22 protein-coding genes, 1 pseudogene and 1 riboswitch are annotated in these 24028 nt (G+C 54.4%); of the genes and pseudogenes, 16 read left to right on the forward strand and 7 right to left on the reverse strand.

The features are described 5' to 3' along the window. Positions 1-17: 17 nt before the first annotated feature. Positions 18-1061, reverse strand: coding sequence for an NADP-dependent oxidoreductase (locus tag BM191_RS00485; RefSeq protein WP_092873693.1), 1044 nt, complete (start codon positions 1059-1061; stop codon positions 18-20). Between the two features lie 63 nt (positions 1062-1124). Continuing rightward, entirely contained in the window at positions 1125-2420 is a 1296-nt protein-coding gene (bioA, locus tag BM191_RS00490; RefSeq protein WP_092875124.1) for an adenosylmethionine--8-amino-7-oxononanoate transaminase, read from the reverse strand. A gap of 87 nt (positions 2421-2507) precedes the next feature. Here bioA and bioB point away from each other — a divergent pair, with 87 nt between their 5' ends. From bioB to bioD, 4 genes are read left to right on the forward strand one after another with little or no spacing between them, the layout of a single operon-like run. Beyond that, positions 2508-3539 carry a biotin synthase BioB gene (bioB, locus tag BM191_RS00495; RefSeq protein ID WP_092873696.1) on the forward strand — a complete coding sequence of 344 codons (1032 nt, stop codon included), beginning with the start codon at positions 2508-2510 and terminating at the stop codon, positions 3537-3539. Further along, a complete protein-coding gene (gene bioF, locus BM191_RS00500) occupies positions 3539-4690 on the forward strand; it encodes an 8-amino-7-oxononanoate synthase (RefSeq protein WP_092873700.1) in 1152 nt (383 codons plus the stop codon). The genes bioB and bioF overlap by 1 nt, the downstream gene beginning before the upstream one ends. Further along, the gene (bioC, locus tag BM191_RS00505) at positions 4677-5432 is read left to right on the forward strand and encodes a malonyl-ACP O-methyltransferase BioC (protein WP_230479467.1); all 756 of its coding nucleotides are present in this window, start codon (positions 4677-4679) and stop codon (positions 5430-5432) included. The genes bioF and bioC overlap by 14 nt, the downstream gene beginning before the upstream one ends. Beyond that, positions 5422-6093 (forward strand): dethiobiotin synthase, encoded by a 672-nt coding sequence (bioD, locus tag BM191_RS00510; protein WP_092873706.1) that lies wholly within the window; start codon positions 5422-5424, stop codon positions 6091-6093. The genes bioC and bioD overlap by 11 nt, the downstream gene beginning before the upstream one ends. Here bioD and BM191_RS00515 read toward each other — a convergent pair. Then, complete coding sequence (locus tag BM191_RS00515; protein WP_092873710.1) at positions 6042-6761, reverse strand: ABC transporter ATP-binding protein; 720 nt, start codon at positions 6759-6761, stop codon at positions 6042-6044. The two genes, bioD and BM191_RS00515, sit on opposite strands and share 52 nt — an antisense overlap. Positions 6762-7658: 897 nt before the next feature. Here BM191_RS00515 and uvrB point away from each other — a divergent pair. Further along, positions 7659-9683, forward strand: coding sequence for an excinuclease ABC subunit UvrB (gene uvrB / locus BM191_RS00525; RefSeq protein ID WP_092873716.1), 2025 nt, complete (start codon positions 7659-7661; stop codon positions 9681-9683). A gap of 19 nt (positions 9684-9702) precedes the next feature. Here uvrB and yvcK read toward each other — a convergent pair whose 3' ends face one another. Further along, positions 9703-10638, reverse strand: coding sequence for a uridine diphosphate-N-acetylglucosamine-binding protein YvcK (gene yvcK / locus BM191_RS00530; protein WP_092873719.1), 936 nt, complete (start codon positions 10636-10638; stop codon positions 9703-9705). A gap of 202 nt (positions 10639-10840) precedes the next feature. Beyond that, positions 10841-10975, forward strand: a riboswitch (molybdenum cofactor riboswitch). On the opposite strand from yvcK, the gene moaA reads away from it, so the two are divergent. The 7 genes and pseudogenes from moaA to BM191_RS00565 all read left to right on the forward strand — a co-directional run bounded on the left by moaA (position 10966) and on the right by BM191_RS00565 (position 15963). Further along, positions 10966-11952 (forward strand): GTP 3',8-cyclase MoaA, encoded by a 987-nt coding sequence (gene moaA, locus BM191_RS00535; protein ID WP_092873722.1) that lies wholly within the window; start codon positions 10966-10968, stop codon positions 11950-11952. It overlaps the preceding riboswitch by 10 nt. Positions 11953-11968: 16 nt before the next feature. After that, on the forward strand, positions 11969-12484 hold the full coding sequence (gene moaB / locus BM191_RS00540) for a molybdenum cofactor biosynthesis protein B (protein WP_092875126.1): 516 nt from the start codon (positions 11969-11971) through the stop codon (positions 12482-12484). A gap of 2 nt (positions 12485-12486) precedes the next feature. Then, entirely contained in the window at positions 12487-12972 is a 486-nt protein-coding gene (moaC, locus tag BM191_RS00545; protein WP_092873725.1) for a cyclic pyranopterin monophosphate synthase MoaC, read from the forward strand. Next, the gene (gene moaD, locus BM191_RS00550) at positions 12965-13210 is read left to right on the forward strand and encodes a molybdopterin synthase sulfur carrier subunit (protein ID WP_092873728.1); all 246 of its coding nucleotides are present in this window, start codon (positions 12965-12967) and stop codon (positions 13208-13210) included. Before moaC ends, moaD begins: the two co-directional genes overlap by 8 nt. A 1-nt stretch (position 13211) precedes the next feature. Then, on the forward strand, positions 13212-13661 hold the full coding sequence (moaE, locus tag BM191_RS00555; RefSeq protein WP_092873731.1) for a molybdopterin synthase catalytic subunit MoaE: 450 nt from the start codon (positions 13212-13214) through the stop codon (positions 13659-13661). 20 nt (positions 13662-13681) lie between these two features. After that, positions 13682-14728: pseudogene (locus BM191_RS00560) on the forward strand (DUF1615 family protein). A 524-nt stretch (positions 14729-15252) separates the two neighbouring features. Then, the gene (locus BM191_RS00565) at positions 15253-15963 is read left to right on the forward strand and encodes a Bax inhibitor-1/YccA family protein (protein WP_092873734.1); all 711 of its coding nucleotides are present in this window, start codon (positions 15253-15255) and stop codon (positions 15961-15963) included. Here BM191_RS00565 and BM191_RS00570 read toward each other — a convergent pair. Beyond that, complete coding sequence (locus BM191_RS00570; RefSeq protein WP_092873737.1) at positions 15928-16308, reverse strand: hypothetical protein; 381 nt, start codon at positions 16306-16308, stop codon at positions 15928-15930. The two genes, BM191_RS00565 and BM191_RS00570, sit on opposite strands and share 36 nt — an antisense overlap. Positions 16309-16488: 180 nt before the next feature. Between BM191_RS00570 and BM191_RS00575 the strand changes: the two genes are divergently transcribed. The 4 genes from BM191_RS00575 to BM191_RS00590 all read left to right on the forward strand — a co-directional run bounded on the left by BM191_RS00575 (position 16489) and on the right by BM191_RS00590 (position 20750). After that, the gene (locus BM191_RS00575; protein WP_092873740.1) at positions 16489-16875 is read left to right on the forward strand and encodes a YbhQ family protein; all 387 of its coding nucleotides are present in this window, start codon (positions 16489-16491) and stop codon (positions 16873-16875) included. Positions 16876-17096: 221 nt separating this feature from the next. After that, positions 17097-18485, forward strand: a complete 1389-nt coding sequence (gene rhlE / locus BM191_RS00580; RefSeq protein ID WP_092873743.1) for an ATP-dependent RNA helicase RhlE — start codon at positions 17097-17099, stop codon at positions 18483-18485. Positions 18486-18501: 16 nt separating this feature from the next. Beyond that, entirely contained in the window at positions 18502-19467 is a 966-nt protein-coding gene (gene dusC, locus BM191_RS00585) for a tRNA dihydrouridine(16) synthase DusC (protein ID WP_092873746.1), read from the forward strand. A gap of 110 nt (positions 19468-19577) precedes the next feature. After that, complete coding sequence (locus tag BM191_RS00590) at positions 19578-20750, forward strand: MFS transporter (protein ID WP_092873749.1); 1173 nt, start codon at positions 19578-19580, stop codon at positions 20748-20750. 52 nt (positions 20751-20802) lie between these two features. Here the strand turns inward: BM191_RS00590 and BM191_RS00595 are convergent, their stop codons facing one another. Together BM191_RS00595 and BM191_RS00600 are read right to left on the reverse strand one after the other, a co-directional pair. After that, entirely contained in the window at positions 20803-21906 is a 1104-nt protein-coding gene (locus tag BM191_RS00595; RefSeq protein WP_092873753.1) for a L,D-transpeptidase family protein, read from the reverse strand. 199 nt (positions 21907-22105) lie between these two features. Continuing rightward, a complete protein-coding gene (locus tag BM191_RS00600; protein ID WP_092873756.1) occupies positions 22106-23920 on the reverse strand; it encodes a glycoside hydrolase family 15 protein in 1815 nt (604 codons plus the stop codon). Positions 23921-24028: the final 108 nt, after the last annotated feature.

Here is a 24028-nt window from a genome sequence, read left to right on the forward strand (position 1 = left end):
TAGATCTGACAGCCGGTTCAGGGCTGATCCGGCGCAACCCGGACTACAACCTTACCAAAGTTACGCCCTTCTAACATATCGATGAAAATTTTCGGTGCGTTATCCAGGCCGTCATAGATATCCTCACGCATTATGATGCGTTTTTCCGTTACCCACTGGGCCATCTGATGGATAAACTCGTCGAAACGGTGCGGATAGTCCTGATTAATGATGAAGCCCTGAACGCGCAACCGCTTCCGTAATAGTGCGCCTTGCAGGGAGGGTAGACGGTCCGGCAGCGTTGAGGGTGTGATGGCGTTGTAATCGGCAATCAGGCCGCACAGTGGAATGCGACCACGGGGATTCATTAGCGGCAGTACTGCGTCGAACACCTTACCGCCAACGTTTTCGAAATAGACATCAATACCGTCAGGACAATAACGACGCAACTGTTCGGCCAGAGCCGGATCGCGGTGATCCAGGCAGCGATCGAATCCCAGCGTCTGCTCGGCGAAATGGCACTTTTCCGCACCGCCAGCTATGCCAATGACGTGACAGCCTTTAAGGCGGGCAATCTGTCCAACAACCGAGCCGACGGCACCGGTTGCTGCGGCCACCACCACCGTTTCTCCGGCCTGTGGCTGGCCAATATCCAGCAGGCCCATATAGGCGGTGAAACCGGTCATTCCCAGCAGGCTGAGTGCCCATGAAGGATGTTTGCACGCGGCGTCAGGCAGGCGCTGAAGGCTGCGGCCATCGGAGAGAGCAAAATCCTGCCAGCCGTTCTGGCTGACGACCCATTCGCCCTCTTTGAAGCCAGCATGGCGCGATTTTTCTACCCGCGCGATGGTACTGGCTCCCATGACGGCATCAATAGCGATTGGCGGAACGTAAGAAGGGGCATCACTCATCCGACCGCGCATGTAAGGGTCGAGTGACAGCCAGACGGTACGCAGTAAAATTTCACCTTCTGCGGGCTGCGGTGGGTGCTGAACCTCAAGACGAAAGTTGGTTTCGACCGGCGCACCCTGTGGCCGTGAGGCCAGTACGATGCGACGGTGAGTATCGCGAAGCTGTGCCATAGATTCTCCTTGGTTAGCGATGATCCTGAAACTGTAGCGTATTTACGCCGCGCCTGCCGGGCGTCACTCAGCGGTCAGAAACAGCGTGGCGTCTTTTACCGCCAGCGCCACCGCCTGGGTCAGCCGACTTAGCGCGTCAGGAGAGATAATATAAGGCGGCATCAGATAAATAAGTTTACCGAATGGGCGGATCCAGACGCCACGCGCAACGAAGAAGCGCTGTATGGCTGCCATATCGACCGGGCAGTGCGTTTCCACCACGCCGATTGCGCCCAGCACCCGCACGTCTGCGACTAACGCTTCCGCACGCAGCGGCATTAATGCTGCGCGCAGCTGCTGCTCGATGGCGGCCACCTGCGCAGGCCAGCGATTTTCCTGCAACAATGCCAGGCTTTCGCAGGCGACCGCGCAGGCCAGAGGATTGGCCATAAAGGTCGGGCCATGCATGAAGCATCCGGCCGCGCCGTTGCTGATCGTTTCAGCCACTTGCCGGGTGGTGATGGTGGCTGAGAGCGTCATAGTACCGCCGGTTAGCGCCTTGCCGAGGCAGAGAATGTCCGGTGTGATTTTCGCGTGCTGACAGGCAAAAAGTTTGCCAGTGCGGCCAAAGCCAGTGGCGATTTCATCGGCGATGAGCAGGACGCCGTCGCGATCGCAGGCGGCTTTAACCTGACGCAGGTATTCGGGGTTATAGAAACGCATTCCTCCCGCGCCCTGTACGATGGGTTCAAGGATTACCGCAGCAATCTCCTGTTGATGCTGCGCCAGCAGACGGGCAAAAGGGGTGACATCGTCCTGTTGCCAGGGAGCATCAAACCGGCACTGTGGCGCGGGGGCGAAAAAATGCTGCGGCAGATATCCTTTCCACAGGCTATGCATGGCGTTTTGCGGGTCGCATACCGACATCGCGGAGAAGGTGTCGCCGTGATAGCCACGCTTTAGCGTCAGAAAGCGCTGGCGCTGTTCGCCCCTGGCCTGCCAGAACTGCAAGGCCATCTTCATCGCGACCTCAATGGCAACCGATCCCGAATCCGCAAGGAAAACGCATTGCAGCGCGTCAGGCGTTATAGCTACCAGCTGTCGACACAAGGCGACAGCGGACGGGTGTGTGATTCCGCCGAACATGACGTGTGACATCTGCGTCATCTGGGTGCTTATTGCCTGATTGAGGCGCGGATGATTATAGCCATGTATGGCTGCCCACCAGGACGCCATGCCATCGATTAACTGGCGACCATCCGCAAGCTGTAGCATAACCTCCCGTGCGCTGACTACCGGGTAGCAAGGCAGAGGGTTGCTCATTGACGTATAAGGATGCCAGATATGCTGGCGATCAAAAGTCAGATCATCTTCGTTCATTGCACTGTTGTAAACCAATTTGAAAAGATTTAATTTACAAGTATAACCACACCTTAATGAGCAAACGACAGAATTTTGGAGCGCCGTATGGCCAACCGTTGGACAGTTTCGCAGGCTAAGGCCTTATTAGAAAAACCGTTTCTCGAATTATTGTTCGAGGCCCAGCAGGTTCACCGCCAGCATTTCGATCCCTGTCAGGTGCAGGTCAGCACCCTGTTGTCGATCAAAACCGGTGCCTGCCCCGAAGATTGCAAATACTGCCCGCAAAGCGCGCGCTATAAAACCGGGCTGGAGTCCGAAAGGTTGATGGAGGTAGAGGCCGTACTGGCCTCTGCCCGTAAGGCTAAAGCCGCCGGGTCGGGGCGTTTTTGCATGGGTGCCGCATGGAAAAATCCGCACGATCGCGATATGCCCTATCTTGAAGCGATGGTTAAAGGTGTCAAGGCAATGGGGCTGGAAACCTGCATGACACTTGGAACGCTCAGCGATAAGCAGGCTAACCGTCTCGGTGATGCCGGACTTGATTTTTATAATCATAATCTTGATACCTCGCCAGAATTTTACGGCAACATCATCACCACCCGCAGCTATCAGGAGCGACTGGATACGCTTGATAAGGTGCGCGATGCCGGTATTAAAGTCTGTTCGGGGGGGATAATTGGGCTCGGAGAAACAGTGCGTGACCGCGCGGGTCTGCTGGTTCAGCTGGCTAATTTGCCAGTGCAGCCTGAAAGCGTGCCGATAAATATGCTGGTGAAGGTGAAAGGAACGCCGCTGGCCGAAAACGAGGATGTTGACCCCTTTGATTTTATCCGCACGATAGCCGTCGCCCGTATCATGATGCCCGCCTCGCACGTCCGGCTTTCTGCCGGTCGTGAACAAATGAATGAGCAGACCCAGGCCATGTGTTTTATGGCTGGCGCTAATTCAATTTTTTACGGCTGCAAGCTGCTCACTACGCCCAATCCTGAGGAAGATAAAGATTTACTGCTATTCCGTAAGCTGGGTCTGAATCCACAGCCTACTCAGACACAGCACGGCGATAATCTTCAGCAGCAGGTTCTGGTCGATCAGTTAGTCCATGCCGACACTGAGCAATTCTATAATGCGGCACTGTAATGAGCTGGCAGCAACGGATAGACGAAGCCTGCAAGCAGCGGCGAGCAGCGGGCCTGTGGCGTGAGCGCCATCCTGTCAGCCTGCGCGGTGGTAGCCAGATCGAGATCGCTGGCAAGCGCTATCTTAATTTCTCCAGTAACGACTATCTGGGGTTAAGCCAGCATCCTGAGCTGACAACCGCCTGGCAGCATGGCGTGGTGCGCTATGGTGCAGGAGCGGGTGCGTCAACCCATGTTACCGGTTATTACCATTTACAAGCGGATTTTGAGCGGCAGCTGGCGGACTGGTTGGGTTATTCCCGCGCGCTACTGTTTAGTTCTGGCTTTGCTGCCAACCAGGCTGTGATTGCCGCTTTGATGGCGTCTGGCGATCGCATTCTTGCCGACAGGCTGATGCACGCCTCGCTGTTAGAGGCGGCGGCACTCAGCCCGGCTAGCCTTCGGCGTTTTGCACACAATCAGCCTCCGGCGCTGGAGCGCCTGCTGGCATTGCCTTGCAGTGGAGAGACCTTGGTCGTCAGCGAAGGGATCTTCAGTATGGATGGCGATAGCGCTCCGCTAGTGAATTTACAGCATCTGACCCGCCAGCATCAGGGATGGCTGCTGATTGATGATGCGCATGGTATCGGCGTCCTGGGTGAAGGGGGGCGCGGCAGCTGCTGGCAGCAGCAAATCCAGCCAGACCTACTGGTGGTAACCTTTGGCAAGGCTTTCGGCGTCAGCGGCGCGGCGGTACTGTGTAGTCAGGCGCTGGCGGAATACCTGCTGCAATTTTGTCGCCATCTGATCTACAGCACCGCCATGCCACCGGCACAAATCTATGCACTGCAGACGGCGTTAAAGTTGGTGCAGCACGGCGACGAGTATCGCCAACGGCTGCAACACAATATCCGCTATTTCCGCCAGCAGGCTACCCGTTTACCGGGCAGGTTAATGGACTCCGACAGTGCGATACAGCCGTGGCTTATTGGCGATGACACGGCGACGCTGGCGCTTGCTGCGGCTCTGCGTGAGCGCGGATGCTGGGTCGGGGCGATACGCCCACCGACGGTTCCCGCTGGCAGTGCGCGACTGCGTATTACGCTCAGCGCGGCGCATGGTGAGCGGGAAATTGACTGTTTGCTGGAGGCGCTCGGTGATGCAACAGGTTAATAAACGCGCGGTAGCTCAGGCTTTTGGCCGTGCGGCGCAAATGTACCAGCAGCATGATGTTTTGCAGCGTCTGTGCGGCGAACGGCTGCTGCGGCTGGCCGCCATTCAAACGCCCGGACGTTTACTGGATGCGGGCTGCGGCCCGGGAGGATTCAGCCGCCATTTCAGCGCCGGCGGCTGGCAGGTGACCGCCCTTGATATTTCCCCGGCGATGCTGGCCGAAGCCGAACGTCAGGCCTCGGCATGGCGCTATATCTGTGGCGACATTGAAGACATACCATCTGACATTGGCCGTTTTGATCTGAGCTGGAGCAATCTGGCGGTGCAGTGGTGCGCTAATCTCCGTCAGGCCATCGGTGAGCTGGTGCGCGTGACGCGGCCGGGGGGGCAGGTACTGTTCTCCACCCTGGGTGCTGAATCACTGCGAGAAATGCGTCAGGCATGGTGTGGGCTTGGAGCGCCTCCGCCGGTAAATGCATTCAGGACGCTGGGCGCAATCCAGCAACAATTGTCAGGACTGGCGGTGCGCTGGCGGCGTGATGAACTGACGCTGCATTTTGCTGATATTCGTCTGGCGTTACAGTCGCTGAAAGGCATAGGTGCGACCCATTTACATCGCTTTCCGGCACGTCAGCCGCTGACCCGTAGTCGGCTGACTATGCTGGCGCAGCACTGGCCACGCGATGCGACGGGTTTTAAGCTGACTTATGAAATTATTCTGGGAGTGATTGATGGGGGTTAAACGTTTTTTCGTTACCGGTACGGATACGGATGCAGGGAAAACCGTTGTCAGTTGTGCGCTGCTTCAGACGGCGAAATCAGCCGGATATTGTCCGGTAGGTTACAAGCCGGTGGCTTCCGGCTGTGACATGACGGCAGAGGGGTTACGTAATGAGGATGCACTGGCCTTGCAGCGCAACAGCGTGCCGAATGTGTCTTATGATCAGGTTAATCCCCTGTCCTTTGCTGAAGCGACTGCGCCGCACATCATCAGCGAAGCGCTGAACCAGCCCATTTCTTTCACGGTGCTTTCTGAAGGACTACGCCAGCTTGAACGGCACGCCGACTGGATACTGGTCGAGGGGGCCGGTGGCTGGTATACGCCGCTATCAGCCTCACAAACCTTTGCTGACTGGGTAGTCGCGGAGCAACTTCCGGTGATTCTGGTGGTTGGTATGCGACTTGGTTGTATCAACCACGCCATGCTGACCGCCGAGGCCGTCCGTGCTTGCGGCTTGAGGCTGGCAGGCTGGATTGCTAACGATGTTGTGATGCCGGGAAAACGTCATCAGGCGTACCTGCAAGCTTTGCAGCAGAGGCTGCCTGCGTCGTGGCTGGGCGAGTTACCCCATCAGCCTGATCCTGACTCGCACGATCTGAGCGGTTTTCTGAGATTACCTTGATTCATACCGTGAGCTATGTGCTGACCATACGCCACGTGTAGCAGCAGAAAATGATCGGCAACGCGCTGGATCAGGCTGAGGCGCTGCTGAAGTAGTAGAATGGTCAGCCCAAAATCGTGATTAAGACGATGGATCAGGGTGACCATCTCCTCTTCCCGCCGGGGGGACATCCCCCCGGTGGGGTCATCAAGGATCAGCAGCTGCGGCTGCGGTACCAGCGCGCGCGCCAGTGCCAGCTGTCGCTGCAGGTCGGCAGGTAGTTGGCCGCTGCGCTGATGTCGCAGCGAAAACAGTACCGGAAACAGTTGATAAAGCATTGGCGGAATGGTCCGCTGCTGAACCCCGGCCAGCAGGGCAATCAGTAAATTCTCCTCCACTGTCATCTGCGTAAAAATTTGGCTTCGCTGCGATAAGCAACCGATGCCCATTGCCGCTCTGGTTTCACCAGGCTGATTGAGCAGGTTAGCGGGCGGTGATCCGGCCTGGTGCCAAGTGATAGAACCGCTGTTGATGGGTAAACGACCCATAATGCAGTTGACCAGCGTCGTTTTGCCGGTACCTGAGCGCCCGATGATGGCGGTGCAGGTTCCGGGCAGGAGATCGAGGTCGATATCGCGCAAGACAGGCTGCTTGCCATAAAACTGATTGACTGAACGTACACTCAGCATGCTCTCTTCTCCGGAAAGTTCAAACCTGATTGCGCACGCTCTGCGTCGTCTGGCAAAAGGCAATGCGTGCTGACTCCGGGGATGCTGGAGCCTCACGGGTATTCCCCCGGTAAACCTGAATGCCCCGAGGTTAACCAAGCAATTATCAGGCCAGTTTATTAACGCAGGGTAGAATGCTGTGTAAACCTGACATTGCGGCCGAATATCAGGTTAATAAGAGGAGAAAAATTGGAGGATAGCGCAGCAAATGATTGCACATTTTTGGTGCCGGATTAAACGGCAGCTGGTGCAATTGCCAGTCAGCGGAGCAGACTGTTATCGGCGGGGGATTAAGTATCACTTGCATCGGCGAAATTGCCAACTTTTTACCCATCCAGACTGATTTTTTTACTGACGTTACAGTGAAAAAAAAACAAAAAAAATTATTTAGCCCGCGTTGCGCAATTCGATGGTGATTTATACACCTCAGCAGCATCAAGTGCTGTCATCAGTTATCCACCATTCCTGTGGATAACCATGTGCATTAGCGAGTGAAAACTCGCAGTAAGCGAGAGTGGACGCGGGTTAGGCTTGAAGTGCCGCGAAAGCCATCTGAAATGAATTTATCTTTTTAATCAATAAGTTAAATAAAATCAATACGGGTGAGAATTTTCTGATGCCTGATGAGACTTCGGACTATTTACCCTTGACATTTGTTAAATCTTCTTCTCTTTTGGGGATAACCCCTATTGCTGCAAGCGGAGGCTTCTTATCGCGATGAAGAAAGAGTAAAAGCCAAATCATACGGTAAAATCGGCCTTTACTGTATATTCATACAGAGAAGGAAGTTGGTAAAAAGTTAGTCGCGAACTAGAATAGTGGTCTCCCCACTTTCTCCCGACGGCAGGCAGCGCGCAAATGAGTAAAGCTTTAAAACTGAATTCTGTTTTCAAACCGGCCGGCGACCAGCCTGAGGCTATCCGCCGGTTGAAAGAGGGGCTGGAAGATGGTCTGGCCCATCAGACGCTGCTGGGCGTAACAGGATCGGGTAAAACTTTTACTGTGGCTAATGTGATCGCTGATTTACAGCGGCCGACGATGGTGCTGGCACCTAACAAGACCCTGGCGGCTCAGCTGTATGGTGAAATGAAAGCGTTTTTTCCGGAAAATGCGGTTGAATATTTCGTTTCCTATTACGACTACTATCAGCCTGAAGCCTATGTCCCCAGTTCAGATACCTTCATTGAGAAAGACGCCTCGATCAATGAACACATTGAACAGATGCGGCTTTCTGCCACTAAAGCGCTGCTGGAGCGTCGCGATGTCGTGGTGGTGGCATCGGTCTCCGCCATATATGGCCTGGGCGATCCAGATCTTTACTTAAAAATGATGCTGCATCTTACCCGTGGCATGATTATCGATCAGCGTTCTATCCTGCGCCGACTGGCTGAGTTGCAGTACACGCGCAACGACCAGGCCTTTCAGCGCGGCACCTTTCGCGTTCGCGGTGAGGTCATCGATATTTTCCCGGCTGAATCCGACGATATTGCACTGCGCGTCGAACTGTTCGACGATGAGGTTGAACGTCTGTCGCTATTCGATCCTCTGACCGGTCAGATAGAAAGCACGATCGCCCGCTTTACCGTCTACCCCAAAACGCATTACGTTACGCCGCGTGAGCGTATGCTTCAGGCAATGGAAGAGATAAAAGTTGAGCTGGCTGACCGGCGTAACACGTTGCTGGCGAACAATAAACTGCTGGAAGAGCAGCGCCTGTCGCAGCGCACGCAGTTTGATTTAGAAATGATGAATGAGCTTGGCTACTGCTCGGGAATTGAAAACTACTCCCGCTACCTCTCCGGGCGCGGACCGGGCGAACCTCCGCCGACGCTATTTGATTATCTGCCGGCAGATGGATTGCTGGTTATTGACGAGTCACACGTTACTATTCCGCAAATTGGCGGTATGTATCGCGGTGACCGTGCGCGGAAAGAAACGCTGGTCGAGTATGGTTTTCGCCTGCCTTCAGCGCTGGATAATCGCCCGATGAAGTTCGAAGAGTTCGAGTCGCTGGCACCGCAGACGATTTATGTTTCTGCGACGCCCGGAAACTATGAACTGGAAAAATCTGGCGGCGATGTGATCGATCAAGTGGTACGACCTACCGGCTTGCTTGATCCTCTGCTGGAAGTCCGGCCGGTGAGCACTCAGGTCGATGATTTGCTGTCGGAAATCCGTAAGCGCGCGGCAATAAACGAGCGTGTGCTTGTGACGACGCTGACTAAACGGATGGCCGAAGATTTGACCGAATATCTGGAGGAGCATGGCGAGCGGGTCCGCTATCTGCACTCGGATATTGATACCGTCGAGCGCGTGGAGATCATCCGTGATCTGCGTCTTGGTGAGTTTGACGTACTGGTCGGTATTAACCTGCTGCGCGAGGGGTTGGATATGCCTGAAGTGTCACTGGTGGCGATCCTTGATGCCGATAAGGAAGGCTTTCTGCGTTCAGAGCGTTCACTGATCCAGACCATTGGGCGTGCAGCGCGTAACATTAATGGCAAAGCCATTCTTTACGGCGACAAAATTACGCCTTCAATGGCACGTGCTATTGAGGAGACAGAGCGCCGCCGAGAAAAGCAACAGCGTTACAATGAAGAAAATGGCATTGTGCCGCAGGCACTGAACAAAAAAGTCGCCGATATTCTCGAACTGGGCCAGGGCGTCAGTAAAAGCCGAAACGGCAGAATGGGCGCCAAAACTAAGATTGTCGCTGAATCGGATATTGAATATCAGTCGCTCACGCCACAAGCACTACAAAAAAAGATTCAGCAGCTGGAATCTCAGATGCAAAAGCATGCGCAGAATCTGGAGTTCGAAGAGGCGGCCCGTATACGCGACCTGCTACACCAGCTACGCGAACAGTTTATTGCCGCCTCCTGATTCTGGGGCGGTTGACGATTTAGGCCAACTTGTCGTGATGTAATGGCGGTTTATTAGCCTGGAGGGCGTGCTCCAGAGCGATATGCAGCAGGTGGCGGTCGTGACGATAGGGAATATCATCCGCTTCCAGCGGTTTCTGCACCACCATACGTTCGCTAAGGGGGTCGACGTTTGCATGCGGACCGACCAGCAACGTGTCAATGACCTTTTTACCGATCGCACGCTCCATTATTTCCAGCTTACCAGCCAGTGTCAGACTGGCTGCTGCCGGGCTGAGTTCTTTGCCCAGATTATCGATGAATATCAGGGAGGCGGGCGTACGGCGCAGCGCCTGGGCAATCTCAGCGACCAGCAGTACCGGCATCAGGCTGGTATAGAAGCTGCCGGGACCGATTAGGATTAGATCGGCTTCACTGATCGCCTCGACCGCCTCACGCGTCGCGTCCACAGCAGGCTCCAGCAGCAGCTTCTGTGGCGGTTGCGGCATCTGATCAATGGACGTTTCACCCTGTACGGTGTTGCCTTCAGCGTCGACCGCGACCAAATCCACCGTCTGCTCCGACATCGGAATAAGAAAAGCGTCGATTCTTAATAAATTACGGATCAGGTTAAGGGCCTCAAGGGGGCGTACACTCAGGTGATCGAGCGCTTTGAGCATCAGATTCCCCAGATTATGACCGGCCAGTTCGCCGTTACCCGTAAAGCGGTATTCGAACATGGCAGAGGCAATGCTGGGTTCGGTAATCAGTTGATTCAGGCAGTTGCGCATATCACCCCAGGCGATGCCGCCTTCGGAACGGCGGATACGTCCCGTCGAACCGCCATTATCGGTGGTGGTAACGATGCCGGTCAGCCGGGAGCCGAGCGAAGAGAGCGAGGACATGACACGGCCCAGGCCATGCCCGCCGCCTAAGGCCACCACTCTGTCGAGATCGGCCAATGAGCGATTACGCATAAATTTCCTTTGATCATAGTCCGTACAAAAACAGCGCCTAACGGAGAGATCCGCCGTTATCACTGCCTGATGGTCGCGCTTATGTTAACGTATTCGGCGTCGTGAATGCGGTGAAAAAAACGATATATATCAATATATATAGCGAAAACGGCATTTGGCAAAGTTGATTGTTGGCAGTAGAATCAGCAGGAATTATTACACGCAGGTGTAATGACACTTAAGCCTGAATACCTAAGTCCATCGGATAGGGTATCCAGGCCGCAACGTAGTGTTGCCAGGGTGCAGAAAGAAATGACGGCATCTCCCGATTCTGGAAAGGTGTTTCTCTTGCCACAATTTACCGATAGCTTTGCCCGCCGGTTTTATTACCTGCGTTTGTCGATCACTGACGTGTGCAATTTTCGTTGCACTTATTGCCTGCCTGATGGTTACAGGCCCGATAGCCGGGCGCAAAAATCCTTTCTGTCGCGGGATGAAATACGCCGTGTTACCCGTGCATTTGCGGCCTCTGGCACTGAAAAGGTACGGATTACCGGCGGTGAACCCTCAATGCGGCGCGACCTCACCGACATTATTGCGGCGATAAACGAGAATCCTCAGATCCGGCAAATTGCCATGACCACTAACGGTTACCGTTTAGCGCGTGATGTCGTCAGGTGGCGTAACGCCGGGCTGAGTGCGCTGAATGTGAGTATCGACAGCCTTGATCCCGTTCAGTTTCATGCCATTACCGGTCAGGATAAATTACGGCAGGTGATTGCGGGTATCGATGCAGCATTTGCCGCCGGTTTTAGCCAGATAAAAGTCAATACCGTCCTGATGCGTGATCTTAATCACAACCGGCTGCAGCAGTTTCTCGACTGGATCCGTCCGCGGCCAATTCAGCTGCGTTTTATTGAGTTAATGGAAACCGGGGAAGGCAGCGCGCTATTTCGTCAGCATCACGTTTCCGGTGCAGTCATTCGCGACCAGCTGTTGGCTTCGGGCTGGACCGCTCAGCCACGGCAGCGTAGTGCCGGACCCGCGCAGGTTTTTTCGCATACGGATTACCGGGGTGAAATTGGCCTTATCATGCCCTATGAAAAAGATTTCTGCGTCAGCTGCAACCGACTGCGCGTTTCCGCGCTGGGTAATCTGCATCTCTGCCTGTTTGGCGATGGTGGCGTGCCGCTGCGCGATCTGCTGGCAAGCGATGAGCAGCAGCTCGCTTTGCAGCAGCGAATTGCACGCAGTTTGCAGCAGAAAAGCGAGGGGCATTTTTTGCATCAGGGCAATACCGGCATAACGCAGAATCTTTCATTTATTGGCGGCTGAATTTTGGAGAATGATGATGGGAAAAGGCAGTGAAGTATTTACAGCGTTAAATGTGGCGGTGCTAACGGTATCCGACAAACGTGATGCCAGCAATGACACCTCCGGTGACTTTCTACGTGAAGCCATCGGCGAAGCCGGCCATTTGGTGGCCGATCATGCCATAGTACCCGATAACCTCTACCGCATTCGCGCAGTCGTTTCTAACTGGATAGCCAGCCGCGACGTGCAGGTGGTTATCGTCAATGGTGGCACCGGATTTAACGCTAAAAACTGTACCCCTGAGGCGCTTCTGCCGTTACTCGATCGGGAAGTGGAAGGCTTTGGTGAGATTTTCAGAATGGTCTCCTGGGAGGAGATAGGTAGCGCCACTCTGCAATCACGCGCCGTGGCCGGGCTGGCCAATCAGACATTAATTTTCGCGGTGCCGGGTTCAACGAGCGCCTGCCGCACGGCGTGGGAGCGCATTATTAGCGATCAGCTTGATGCGCGCACCGGACCCTGCACTTTTGTTTCTCACCTGAAGAAAATGTAGTTATGACGCGGTTAACCCATATCAATCAGGCGGGTGAGGCGCATATGGTGGACGTGTCAGACAAAGCGGAAACTGTACGCGAAGCGCGCGCGGAGGCGCTGGTCGTTATGCGCCCGGCAACGTTACAGATGATTGTCGATGGCAAACATCACAAAGGTGACGTGTTCGCTACTGCGCGTATTGCTGGCATTCAGGCGGCAAAACGGACCTGGGAGCTTATTCCGCTGTGCCATCCGCTGATGCTGAGCAAGGTAGAGGTGATGCTGGAGGCACAGCCAGAACATCAACGTGTGCGTATTGAGTCATGCTGTCGTCTGAGCGGAAAAACCGGCGTTGAGATGGAGGCGCTGACTGCAGCATCGGTCGCGGCGCTGACCATTTATGACATGTGTAAAGCGGTACAAAAGGATATCGTCATTGAACAGCTGCGGTTGCTAAGTAAGCGCGGCGGGAAATCGGGTGATTTTGAGGTAAATAGCAATGATTAACGTTCTGTTTTTTGCTGAGGTGCGTGAACGGGTTGGTACCGCATCCTTAACGCTGGAGGCGGGCTATCCTGATGTCGCCGCGCTGCGGGATGCACTGGCGGCGCGCGATGAGCGCTGGGCGCTGGCTCTGACACCGGGCAAACTGCTGGCGGCGGTCAATCAGACGCTGGTTGCGCCGGATCATCCACTGAGTGCGGGCGATGAAGTGGCCTTTTTCCCCCCGGTTACCGGAGGCTAAGATGAATACCCGTATCCGCATCGGCGAGGCGCCGTTTTCGCTGGCTGACGAATACAGCTGGCTCAGTCAGAACGCACAGGATGGCGCCATCGTGACCTTTACCGGTAAGGTGCGTAACCATAACCTCGGCGACAGTGTTGCAGCACTGACGCTGGAGCACTATCCGGGGATGACCGAAAAAGTGCTGGACGAATTGGTTGTAGAGGCGCGCAGCCGCTGGCCTCTACAACGGGCATTAATTATTCATCGGGTGGGTGCTCTCTGTCCAGGTGACGACATCGTGCTGGTTGGCATCAGCGCGGCACACCGTAGCGCGGCCTTTGCCGCTACTGAGTTTATCATGGATACCCTGAAGACCCGCGCACCGTTCTGGAAACGCGAAACCACTGAACAGGGCAATCGTTGGGTAGAGGCACGCGATAGCGACCACCAGGCGGCACAGCGCTGGTAGCAGTGATGTAATATGCATGAATGCGCAGGGCTTCGCTACTGGCAGGCTGTAGTCGTCATGAGCAGAATACAACGTCTGTCAGCCCGCAAACGGTGGAAGCACACATTGCCCGCCAGCTACCTGCAGGAACCCATGATCGTCAGGACTGGGCACGCGATATTTATATCGCCTTCAGTACTCAGCATAGTCTACTGCAGAAAGAAAACCTGTGTGCCGCGATTGCCGTGGCCGGGCAGGAGTCGAATTTGCAACGCTGATGCGTCAGTTGTCAGGGTTAAGTAAGAGATTGACCGCCGGACCTCAGCCTTGCATATTCCCGCCTTTATCATGCATACCGCGCTGCTCATTAAGTCATCCGATGGACGAAGTTACCGCGAGCGGCGGGATAACGTGCGCAATGAACGAGGTCTGCGCGCGATCGTGGATGATCTGGTTGATAGGCTGCCACTGGGGCAAACGCTGTTTGGCAGTCACAACCCGCTCCATACCGGTGGGCCGATGCAGGTTGGCATTGTATTTGCACAAGCCCACGCTGAAGGCTATCCCTGGCCGGTGGATCAAACGGTTCGCCGCGAGGTATTTACCTGCAACGGCGACATCTATTTCGGCATAATGCCTCTGCTGGGCTACCCGGCAGATTACCGCGAATCGCTTTATCGCTTTGCGGATGATAATGCCGGCTGATATGCCAGTCGCAACGTCGCTTTTCAGAACGCAGTTAATCATCTGACTGGCATGAAACTGGCGCTGGACGGGGATTTAATCCTGCCTGGTTCTGCACGTGCGGGGGCAACCGAAAAAGCGGTACGGACTCTGGCAGAGCGACTCGACTTGAGCTTCAGCGTTATTCACGACGAACTGCAGCAGGGCGAAGAGGCGGCGTTTTCCAACCGTAGGCTGTATCAGCGGGTCTTTGCTCTGGTCGATAAGCAGAGTCCGCGAAAACGCCACGCGAAATATTACCTCTCCTCCGGCTGGAGAGTCCGAAGTTCACCCGTAATCTCACTACGTTCTGCTTTGATCGGCGGGTGAATAGTCGCTATCAGCAGTGCCTCAAGTGCCGATAATTTCAGACCCACAATGACAGGAAAGTGTGCACATACGATCAGAACGCTGATTCAGACGTCCACAGCACGGTCTGTCGTTATATGCCATCCGCCCGGTGCTGGGCGCCTGCTCACCGGTAGCGGCGACATGTCAGACCGCGTGCCACGGCATGCGCATCATCAATCAGAATGCATTCGTCAAGCGCAGATCTGGGCGATCTCCCTGAATATTTTCCCGTCCGCGCGTTTGGCTGATGACAGGCCTGTCAGCTCAGGTAGACGACGTTCACGAGGCTGGATGGTAAGACCGGGGTGAGCTAAAAATGGACATCCTGTGGTGAGACAACGCTGCTAGCAGTAAAACAGGTGGGTATTTTACTGCCAGAGCAATGTCATCATCAGCGAAATTGAATGAAACTTATCATTACTAACAATTATGCGGTGGCTGCTGGTCAGCTGGGGGGGAAATGTGCCAGACTTAGCCGGGGATGGCGGGTTTTTCCCGACGTCAGATTGTCACTCTCAACGAATAAAAAGGGACTATCATGGATCGTTTTTCACGATCGGATGACTCGCTGTTGCGCCAGACCCGCAGCGGTATTGAGACTTACATGGCTCAGGTTTATGGCTGGATGAGCAGCGGCCTGCTGCTGACTGCTTTCGTAGCCTGGTTCGCTGCGCATAATATCCGGGTGCAGGAGTTTATTTTTTCCAGTCAGATAACCTTCTTCGGCTTGATTATCGCTCAGCTGGCGCTGGTATTCGTACTGTCGGGGATGGTTCATCGCCTGAGCGGTTCGCTGGCTACCACGCTTTTTATGCTCTACTCGGCCTTAACCGGTCTGACTATATCCAGCATTTTCATCGTCTACACCGGGACTTCAATCGTGAGTACCTTTGCGGTTACCGCGGGTACTTTTGGGGTAATGAGCCTGTGGGGATATGCTACTAAACGCGATCTAAGCCGCTTTGGCAGCATGCTTTTTATGGGGCTTATTGGTATTGTACTGGCCTCGGTGGTTAACATCTGGCTCAAAAGTAGCGGGCTGACAATGGCAATAACCTACATTGGCGTTTTGCTGTTCGTTGGTCTGACGGCCTATGATACCCAGCGCCTGAAAAATATAGGTGAAAATATCGACAGCCGCGATAGCGAAAATATGCGGCGCTACTCGATTATGGGGGCGTTGACGCTGTATCTTGATTTCATCAACCTGTTTTTAATGCTGCTCCGTATTCTCGGCGACCGCCGCTGATTGTCGGAAGGCAGGTACAGAAATCAGGCTGCCATCAGGCAGCCTTTTTTCTAGCGCTTCCGTTAAGTTGTTTAAACGTGGTTGCTCATCGTTACGGTCACGGGCGTAACGGTTCAACATGAAATCAGCGAGGAGTACGTCGTGGAAAGGTTCCAGACCGTTCTCCCCCGTAACGGATGGATCATCGGTATACTCATAATCTGTTGCAAAGACGGTAGCGGCGGAGCTGGCGTGTACAGAATCGTGTAATTCGACCAGTATGAAACGACGATTAAAGCGCGTGGACCCAGGGTGGAGGATAATGGCCAGGACGGTGAGCGAAATTTTTTCATCGTTTTGTGGCATACTGAGTCCGCTATTTTTTTCATCTAATCAAAAGTAAAGTGTAGTCTCAGTCACAAAAGGGGGCAGTAGCTTCCGGCTATTTGCGGCTTTTTCCGAAAATTACGTTAGTCTGAGGAAACCCATTGCGACCTGGTCGTAAACCACTTGGGCGCTCTTTGTTTGAGCTGCCAGGAGAAATTAATGAGATGGTTTAACCGTGTTCAGATAGTTACTGGACAAACCTGCCTGCACATTGTGGTGCATCTTGCGCTTATCGCTGCGCTGATATGGGGGTGGAAGCACCATACGCTGATGCAGGTCAGCGCCGGGCTTTTAGGGCTGTATGGGCTGATTTTTGCCTGCATGTTACTCACCCAGCGCGTGGCTTCTTTGCGTCCTTTCGGGGATTTTTTTGAAGATTTCACCACGACCTACTATTTCGGTGCAGCAATGCTGGTGCTGTATCAGATTTCTCGTATCGTACATAACAACCTGCTGCTGGCTTGTCTCGGTATTGTGGTGTTAGCAGGGCCAGCGCTGTTTTCGCTGCTGGCAAAAGATCCGCATTCTCAACGCCGCCACCGCTGAACTGCACTGGCTGGCCCGATGGCATTGAGCCAACGCCATCGGGCCAGCCAGCCTGATAAATAAATCCCCGAACTCCGTTCAATCTGCTACACTGCCAAGCTAACGCACTGTGGTTTGTGCATCTATTCAAACGTCAGGATAGGGTTTCCTGGCGATCATTATTCCCCCTGGAAACTACGCTGCCATTTGCAGACAGGGCGGATTCGGAGTCAGTCAATTTTATGTCATTTGATACTCTCGGCCTGAGTGCCGATATCCTGCGTGCTGTGGAAGAACAGGGCTATCGCGAGCCTACACCGGTACAGCGTCAGGCGATCCCCGTGGTACTTGAGGGGCGTGACCTGATGGCCAGTGCGCAAACGGGGACGGGTAAAACAGCCGGTTTTACTCTGCCTTTGTTGCAAAAACTGAGCGCCAACAGCGGTGCGATAAAAGGACGGCGTCCGGTTCGGGCGCTGATCCTGACGCCAACTCGCGAGCTGGCGGCACAGGTGGGGGACAACGTGCTTGATTACAGCAAATATTTGTCCCTGCGTTCGCTGGTGGTTTTCGGCGGCGTCAGCATCAATCCGCAAATGATGAAGTTGCGCGGCGGTGTTGATATTTTGATTGCCACGCCGGGACGACTGTTGGATTTGGAACACCAGAATGCCGTCGATTTGTCGAAGATTGAAATTCTGGTGCTGGATGAAGCCGATCGTATGTTGGACATGGGCTTCATTCATGATATCCGCCGCGTGCTGGCTAAGCTGCCGGCGAAACGTCAGAACCTGCTATTTTCCGCAACCTTCTCTGATGACATCCGGGCGCTGGCGGAAAAGCTGCTGCATAATCCGGCGCAGATTGAGGTCGCCCGCCGTAATACCGCCTCGGAGCAGGTCACACAGCACGTCCATTTTGTCGATAAAAAACGTAAGCGCGAGCTGCTTTCTTATCTTATCGGCCGCGATAACTGGCGTCAGGTGCTGGTATTTACGCGCACCAAACACGGTGCTAACCACCTCGCGGAGCAGCTGAATAAAGATGGCATTACCGCCGCCGCCATCCACGGTAATAAAAGCCAGGGCGCGCGGACACGGGCGTTGGCGGATTTTAAAGCGAATACTATCCGCGTGCTGGTGGCGACCGATATTGCCGCACGCGGTCTGGATATCGAAGAGTTGCCGCACGTAGTTAATTATGAGCTGCCAAACGTGCCGGAGGACTATGTTCATCGTATTGGCCGTACCGGCCGTGCGGCAGCCACGGGCGAAGCGCTGTCTCTGGTTTGCGTCGATGAGCACAAACTGCTGCGCGATATCGAACGCCTGCTCAAGCGTGAGATCCCGCGTATTGCTGAAGCCGGATTCGATCCCGATCCGAGTATCAAAGCTGAGCCGATCATCAACGGACGACAAGCCCGTGGCGGTCATGGTACGCGAGAAGGTAATGGCGGGCGTGGAAGTCAAGGCGCTGCCCGCAGTAGTGGTAACCGCGATGGGAGCGGCAGAAGCGATCGGCCACGTACAGCCCGACAGGGCGGACGCCCGCAAGGCGAAAGCGCCGCGCCGGGTAACGGCCAGCCGCGCCGTTCACGTCCACCGCGCCGTAAACCGGCCGGTAACGCCTGACGGAAAAAGCGTTGAGATGCGCGTTTTACTGGCGCCGATGGAAGGGGTGCTTGATTCGTTAGTTCGTGAACTGCTGACCAGCGTTAACGACTACGATCTTTGCATCAGTGAGTTTCTGCGCGTGGTCGATCAGCGCCTGCCGGCAAAACTTTTTTATCGGCTCTGCCCTGAACTATATCGTGCCAGCCGCACACCGTCTGGCACACCGGTTCGCATTCAGCTACTGGGGCAATATCCCGAGTGGCTGGCAGAAAACGCCGCACGGGCAGTGGAGCTGGGTTCCTTGGGGGTGGATCTGAACTGCGGTTGTCCGTCAAAAACGGTTAACGGCAGTGGCGGCGGGGCGACCTTACTCAAGGACCCCGAGCTTATCTACCGCGGTGCGAAGGCGATGCGTGCTGCCGTCCCGGCGCATTTGCCGGTAACGGTTAAGGTGAGGTTGGGATGGGACTCTGATTCCCGGCGCTTTGAAATTGCCGATGCAGTTCAACAGGCGGGTGCCAGCGAGCTGGTGGTGCATGGCCGTACCAAAGAAGAGGGGTACAAAGCGGAGTGCATAAACTGGGCGGCGATTGGTGAAATTCGCCAGCGCCTGACAATTCCGGTTATCGCTAACGGTGAAATTTTCGACTGGCAAAGTGCACAACGCTGTTTACAGATCACTGGCTGTCAGGATGTGATGGTGGGGCGCGGGGCGCTCAATGTACCTAACCTCAGCCAGGTGATTAAGGAAAACGCGCCGACTATGCCCTGGCTGCAGGTTTTGCAGCTGCTCCACCGCTATGTTCAGTTGGAAAAGCAGGGTGATACCGGCCAGTACCACGTTGCGCGTATCAAACAGTGGTTGGGCTATCTGCGCAAGGCATATGCAGAAGCGACAGATCTGTTTACCCTAATCCGTGCGCTGAATCATTCAGCGGATATCGCCAGGACCATTGAGTACGAATACGCCCGACGAATAACCCGCCAGCCAGTGATTTAACCCGTCATGCTTCTGATTGGATGAGATAAATTCCTGCGATCCTAGGCGGGATCTCTGCCTTTAACAGGTGTAAGATAGGCTGAAAATTACGTTATCTTTTTGGTTTGATCATGACCAACAGTCCGGCACTGAGCAATGCACAGCTTAATAAGCGAATTTTCTCCGTTGTTATTTTCACGTTCTTTTGCTATCTGTCGATAGGTTTACCGTTAGCCGTATTGCCAGGCTATGTACATAACACCTTGGGTTACAACTCTTTCATTGCCGGACTCATCATCAGCATACAGTACTTCTCTACCCTGATAAGCCGGCCTCAGGCCGGGCGCTATGCGGATTTGCTTGGGCCGAAGAGAGTGGTGCGAGTTGGTTTGCTGTTATGCGGTACCAGCGGATTGTTTACCGTGCTGGCGATGCTGTTCTCTGCACACCCGCTGTTTAGCCTGTTACTGCTAGCGATTGGACGTGTGGTGCTGGGTTTTGGTGAAAGTTTGACGTCTACGTCCTCTATACTCTGGGGGATTAATATGGTCGGCAGTGCCCAGAGCGCCAGGGTTATTTCATGGAATGGCGTTGCTACCTACCTGGCAATGGCTATTGGTGCGCCATTGGGGGTTTTGCTGGATCATGCATTCAATATTGCTGGTTTTGCGCTGCTGATTATGCTGATGGCCATCGTTGGGTTCTGGCTGGCATCACAGCGTCCTGATGTGAATGTGACTGTCGGCGAACGCCTCCCTTTCAGCCGGGTGTTTTCCCGTATCTGGATCTTCGGCTTTTGTCTTGGCCTGGGAACGGTAGGGTTTGGTACTATCGCAACCTTCATTACTCTCTATTTTTCCAGTCACCAGTGGCAAGGTGCCGCCTTTTCGCTAACGCTGTTCAGCTTTGGCTTCATTATTGCGCGGCTGATATTCAGCTCTACTATTTCGCGTTTTGGCGGTGTGCGTGTAGCGTTGGTTTCATTTTCTATCGAAGCGATGGGACTGCTTATCATCTGGCATGCCGGGAGTGTGTGGCTGGTCGATCTTGGCGCGTTTCTTACCGGCGTCGGTTTTTCACTGGTATTTCCGGCGCTGGGCGTAGCGGCGATCCGCCAGGTTTCATCCCAGAGCCAGGGGGCTGCACTTGGCCTCTATTCCGCTTTTCTTGATTTTGGCCTCGGTATTACCGGGCCGCTCGCTGGTTTGATCATCGGATACTGGGGGGTTGACGCCATTTATCTGGCGGCCTCGGTTGTGGTGGCAATTGCCTGCCTGCTGACGCTTCGCCTGCGAACTGCATAAAAAAGGCCGCAATTGCGGCCTTTCAGGATTCGACAGTTCGACGCGAAGAAGATTAACCGGCGTTGGATAACCTGCTACCCCTTGGCTGAGGCGTATCGACTGGAACATCTGCCGTCGGGCCCTGACCTGGCTGTACCGCGGCGCTACCCTGAGATGTCACCGGAGTCAACGCTTCTTCTTCAGGCAGCGCATCGCTGTTTTCCTGTACAGAGACAGGCCGGGCGGCAGCTTCAGAACCGTTAACGTCTACCGGCATTCCGCTGCGACGTCGCAGCGCTCTGTCGAGGGCCTCAGCGCTTATGCTGTTGTCAGAAATTACCTTATACACCGCTGGGGTAATATCAATCGGAACGGGGGCGCGTGAATTAAATTCTTCTTCATTAGCGGATAACGGATTATGGACTTCTATCCAGCGCGAACCATCTGGCTCGACGGTCGCTTTAACCGGTTGATTGATAAACTGCACGCGGGTTCCAACTGGAACGTTTTCATACAGCCATTTGATATCATCGGCACGCAGACGCACGCAGCCGTGGCTGACGCGCAGGCCGATACCAAAATTGGCATTTGTTCCGTGAATGGCATACAAACGGCCGATGTAAAGTGCATAGAGGCCCATTGGATTATCGGGGCCGGCCGGGACCACCCTTGGTAACGGTGTACCCGCCGCAACATATTCAGCATGCATTTTGGCCGTGGGTGTCCAGGTGGGATTCGCGCGTTTGTTTTCCACTTTAGTCGTCCAGTTCATCGGCGTATCTTTACCCAGCTCGCCAATGCCGATGGGTAACACCACCACCGTGTGGGTGCCTTTCGGATAGTAATAAAGGCGCATTTCGGCACTGTTAATAATGATACCCTCACGCGGTGCGTTCGGCAGGATTAGCTGCTGTGGGATAATCAGCTTAGAACCCGGTTCAGGCAGATAAACGTCCGTGTGCGGATTTGCTTCCAGCATGTTGCTAAGTCCCATCTGGTACTGAGCTGCAAAGGCTTCAAGTGGTAGTTTGTTGTCGCTGGGAACGGTAATTTCCAGATTCTGGCCAACCAGACGGCTGTTCGCCGCTGGCAGAGGGTAAACCACAGCCAAAGCTGTCTGACTCCAGGCCATTACGACCAGGGCCATAGTGACAATTGCGTGAATGCTCTTTTTCATAATTCTCTGGTTAAAGCCTTTTCAGGCAGTTAAGGGTCTGTCGGACGCCGGGCTATCTGCCCAAGGCTGAACATTATATGTGCATAATGCACCGGGAATAAACCAGCATTTTGATGGTCTGGATTATCTTTCACACACAATCACCGTTGCGCTTACAATCTGCGGTCTGACCCCGCTACACCGCGCGTTCTGGCTCTGCTCAGGGCTGCCAGAGAGGATCGTTGCCACTGAGTTTACGGTCAAGAAAAACCGCCGTGCTGATCAGGGCCAGATGGCTGAGCGCCTGGGGGAAATTCCCCAGGGCAAATCCTTGCACGTTAAACTCCTCGGCGTATAAACCCAGTGGATTGGCGTACTTTAAAAGTTTTTCAAATTCAAAGTGCGCCTCGTCAAGGCGTCCGGCGCGTGCCAGGCACTCGACATACCAGAATGAGCAGGTGACGAAAAAGCCTTCTTTTCCGCTCAGCTGGTCCGCTGGCGTTTCCTGCATATCATATCGCCGCACCAGGCCATCATTAACCAGTTTGGCTTTGATTGCATCCAGCGTCGCCAGCCACTCGGGGTCGGTCGCGCCGACAAAACGCACCAGTGGCATCAGGAGCATTGAGGCATCAAGATAATGACCGTGGCGGGTTGAGGTAAAATGCCGCAGTTCCGGGTTCCAGAAGTTTTGCCAGATATCGCTGCGAATCTGATTACGCGCCTCGTTCCAGCGTTGGTAAGGCATAGACAGTGAGCGTTTTTCTCCCAGACGTATCGCCCTATCCAGAGCGACCCAGCACATTATTCGGGAGTGCAGGAAATGCTCGGGCTCACCACGCATCTCCCAGATGCCGGCATCGGGCTGCTCCCAGTTTTCGCATAAGTAGTCGATCATCTTGCTAACGTGCATCCAGCCACGATTGGAAATTGCCTCGCCATATTTATTGGCAAGATAGATGGCATCCATCAGTTCGCCATAAATATCCAGCTGATGCTGGCGCCGGGCGTCGTTACCGATGCGTACTGGCTGAGATCCGCCATAGCCGCTGAGGTTATCAAGGGTGCGTTCCTGAAATTCGGTTCCGCTATCCAGCCGGTACATAACCTGTAGTTTTTCCACATCCTGATGGCTGTTTTCAATGCAGCTTGCCACCCAATGGGTAAAATGCCGGGCTTCATCGACATAACCGAGGCGCATTAAGGCATACATGCTAAAAGAGGCATCACGGATCCACGAGGCCCGATAGTCCCAGTTGCGCTCGCCGCCCAACGCTTCCGGGAGGCCGAAGGTAACAGCGGCGGCGATAGAACCATGCTGCACTGAGGTAAGCAGTTTTAACGCCAGCGCTGAACGATTGACCATTTCGCGCCAGCGTCCATGATAAGTGCTTTGCTGACTCCAGCGCCGCCAGGCATGCAAGGTGTCGTGGAAAATAAGATCGCGGGCCTCCTGCGTCAGCGCGGGATCTTCCGCTGCACCCAAGACAAACTCAGCCGACTCGCCCGCTTTCAGCGTGAAGCACGCCGTTGCCGCCTGGCCGTCTTGATCCAGCTTTACAGGTGAATACAGACGCAGCGTCGGCTGACCCGCAGCGCTGAAATCAGCGTATCCCTGTTTGGTGCTCATCATGGTCGTTGCCCGCGCGTAGTCGTGCACCGGCGCACAACGCAAGGTGATGTCCGCTTCGCCTTTAACCATTTTGATACGTCGTATGATACGGGGTTGCTGATCATCCTGCTGACCGAGTGGCATATAATCAGTCAGCTCGGCCACGCCCTCTTCCGCTAACCAGCGCGTTTGTAAGATATTGCTCTCCGGCAGATAAATTTGTTGTCGGCGTGCGCTTTTCCATTCCGGAGCGAGACTGAAGAGCCCTGAGCTGTCGCTGTCCAGCAGGGCGCTGAACACTGACGGGCTGTCGAGATCGGGCCAGCAAAAGTAATCTATGCTGCCGTCACTGGCGACCAGCGCGCAGGTGCGTAAGTCACCAATCACACCGTGATCGTCAATATGGCGTTTAATCTCATTCATTCCATGCCTCTCAACGCTTCGCAGATTATTCGTATCACCTAACTATAGCCAGCCTGCGTTGATACGCTTTGATAAATCTGCTCAGAGAGATAATCGTTGGTCTGATTT

It is taken from the genome of Izhakiella capsodis, assembly GCF_900115045.1.
In the GTDB taxonomy this organism is placed as follows: Bacteria; Pseudomonadota; Gammaproteobacteria; order Enterobacterales; family Enterobacteriaceae; genus Izhakiella; species Izhakiella capsodis.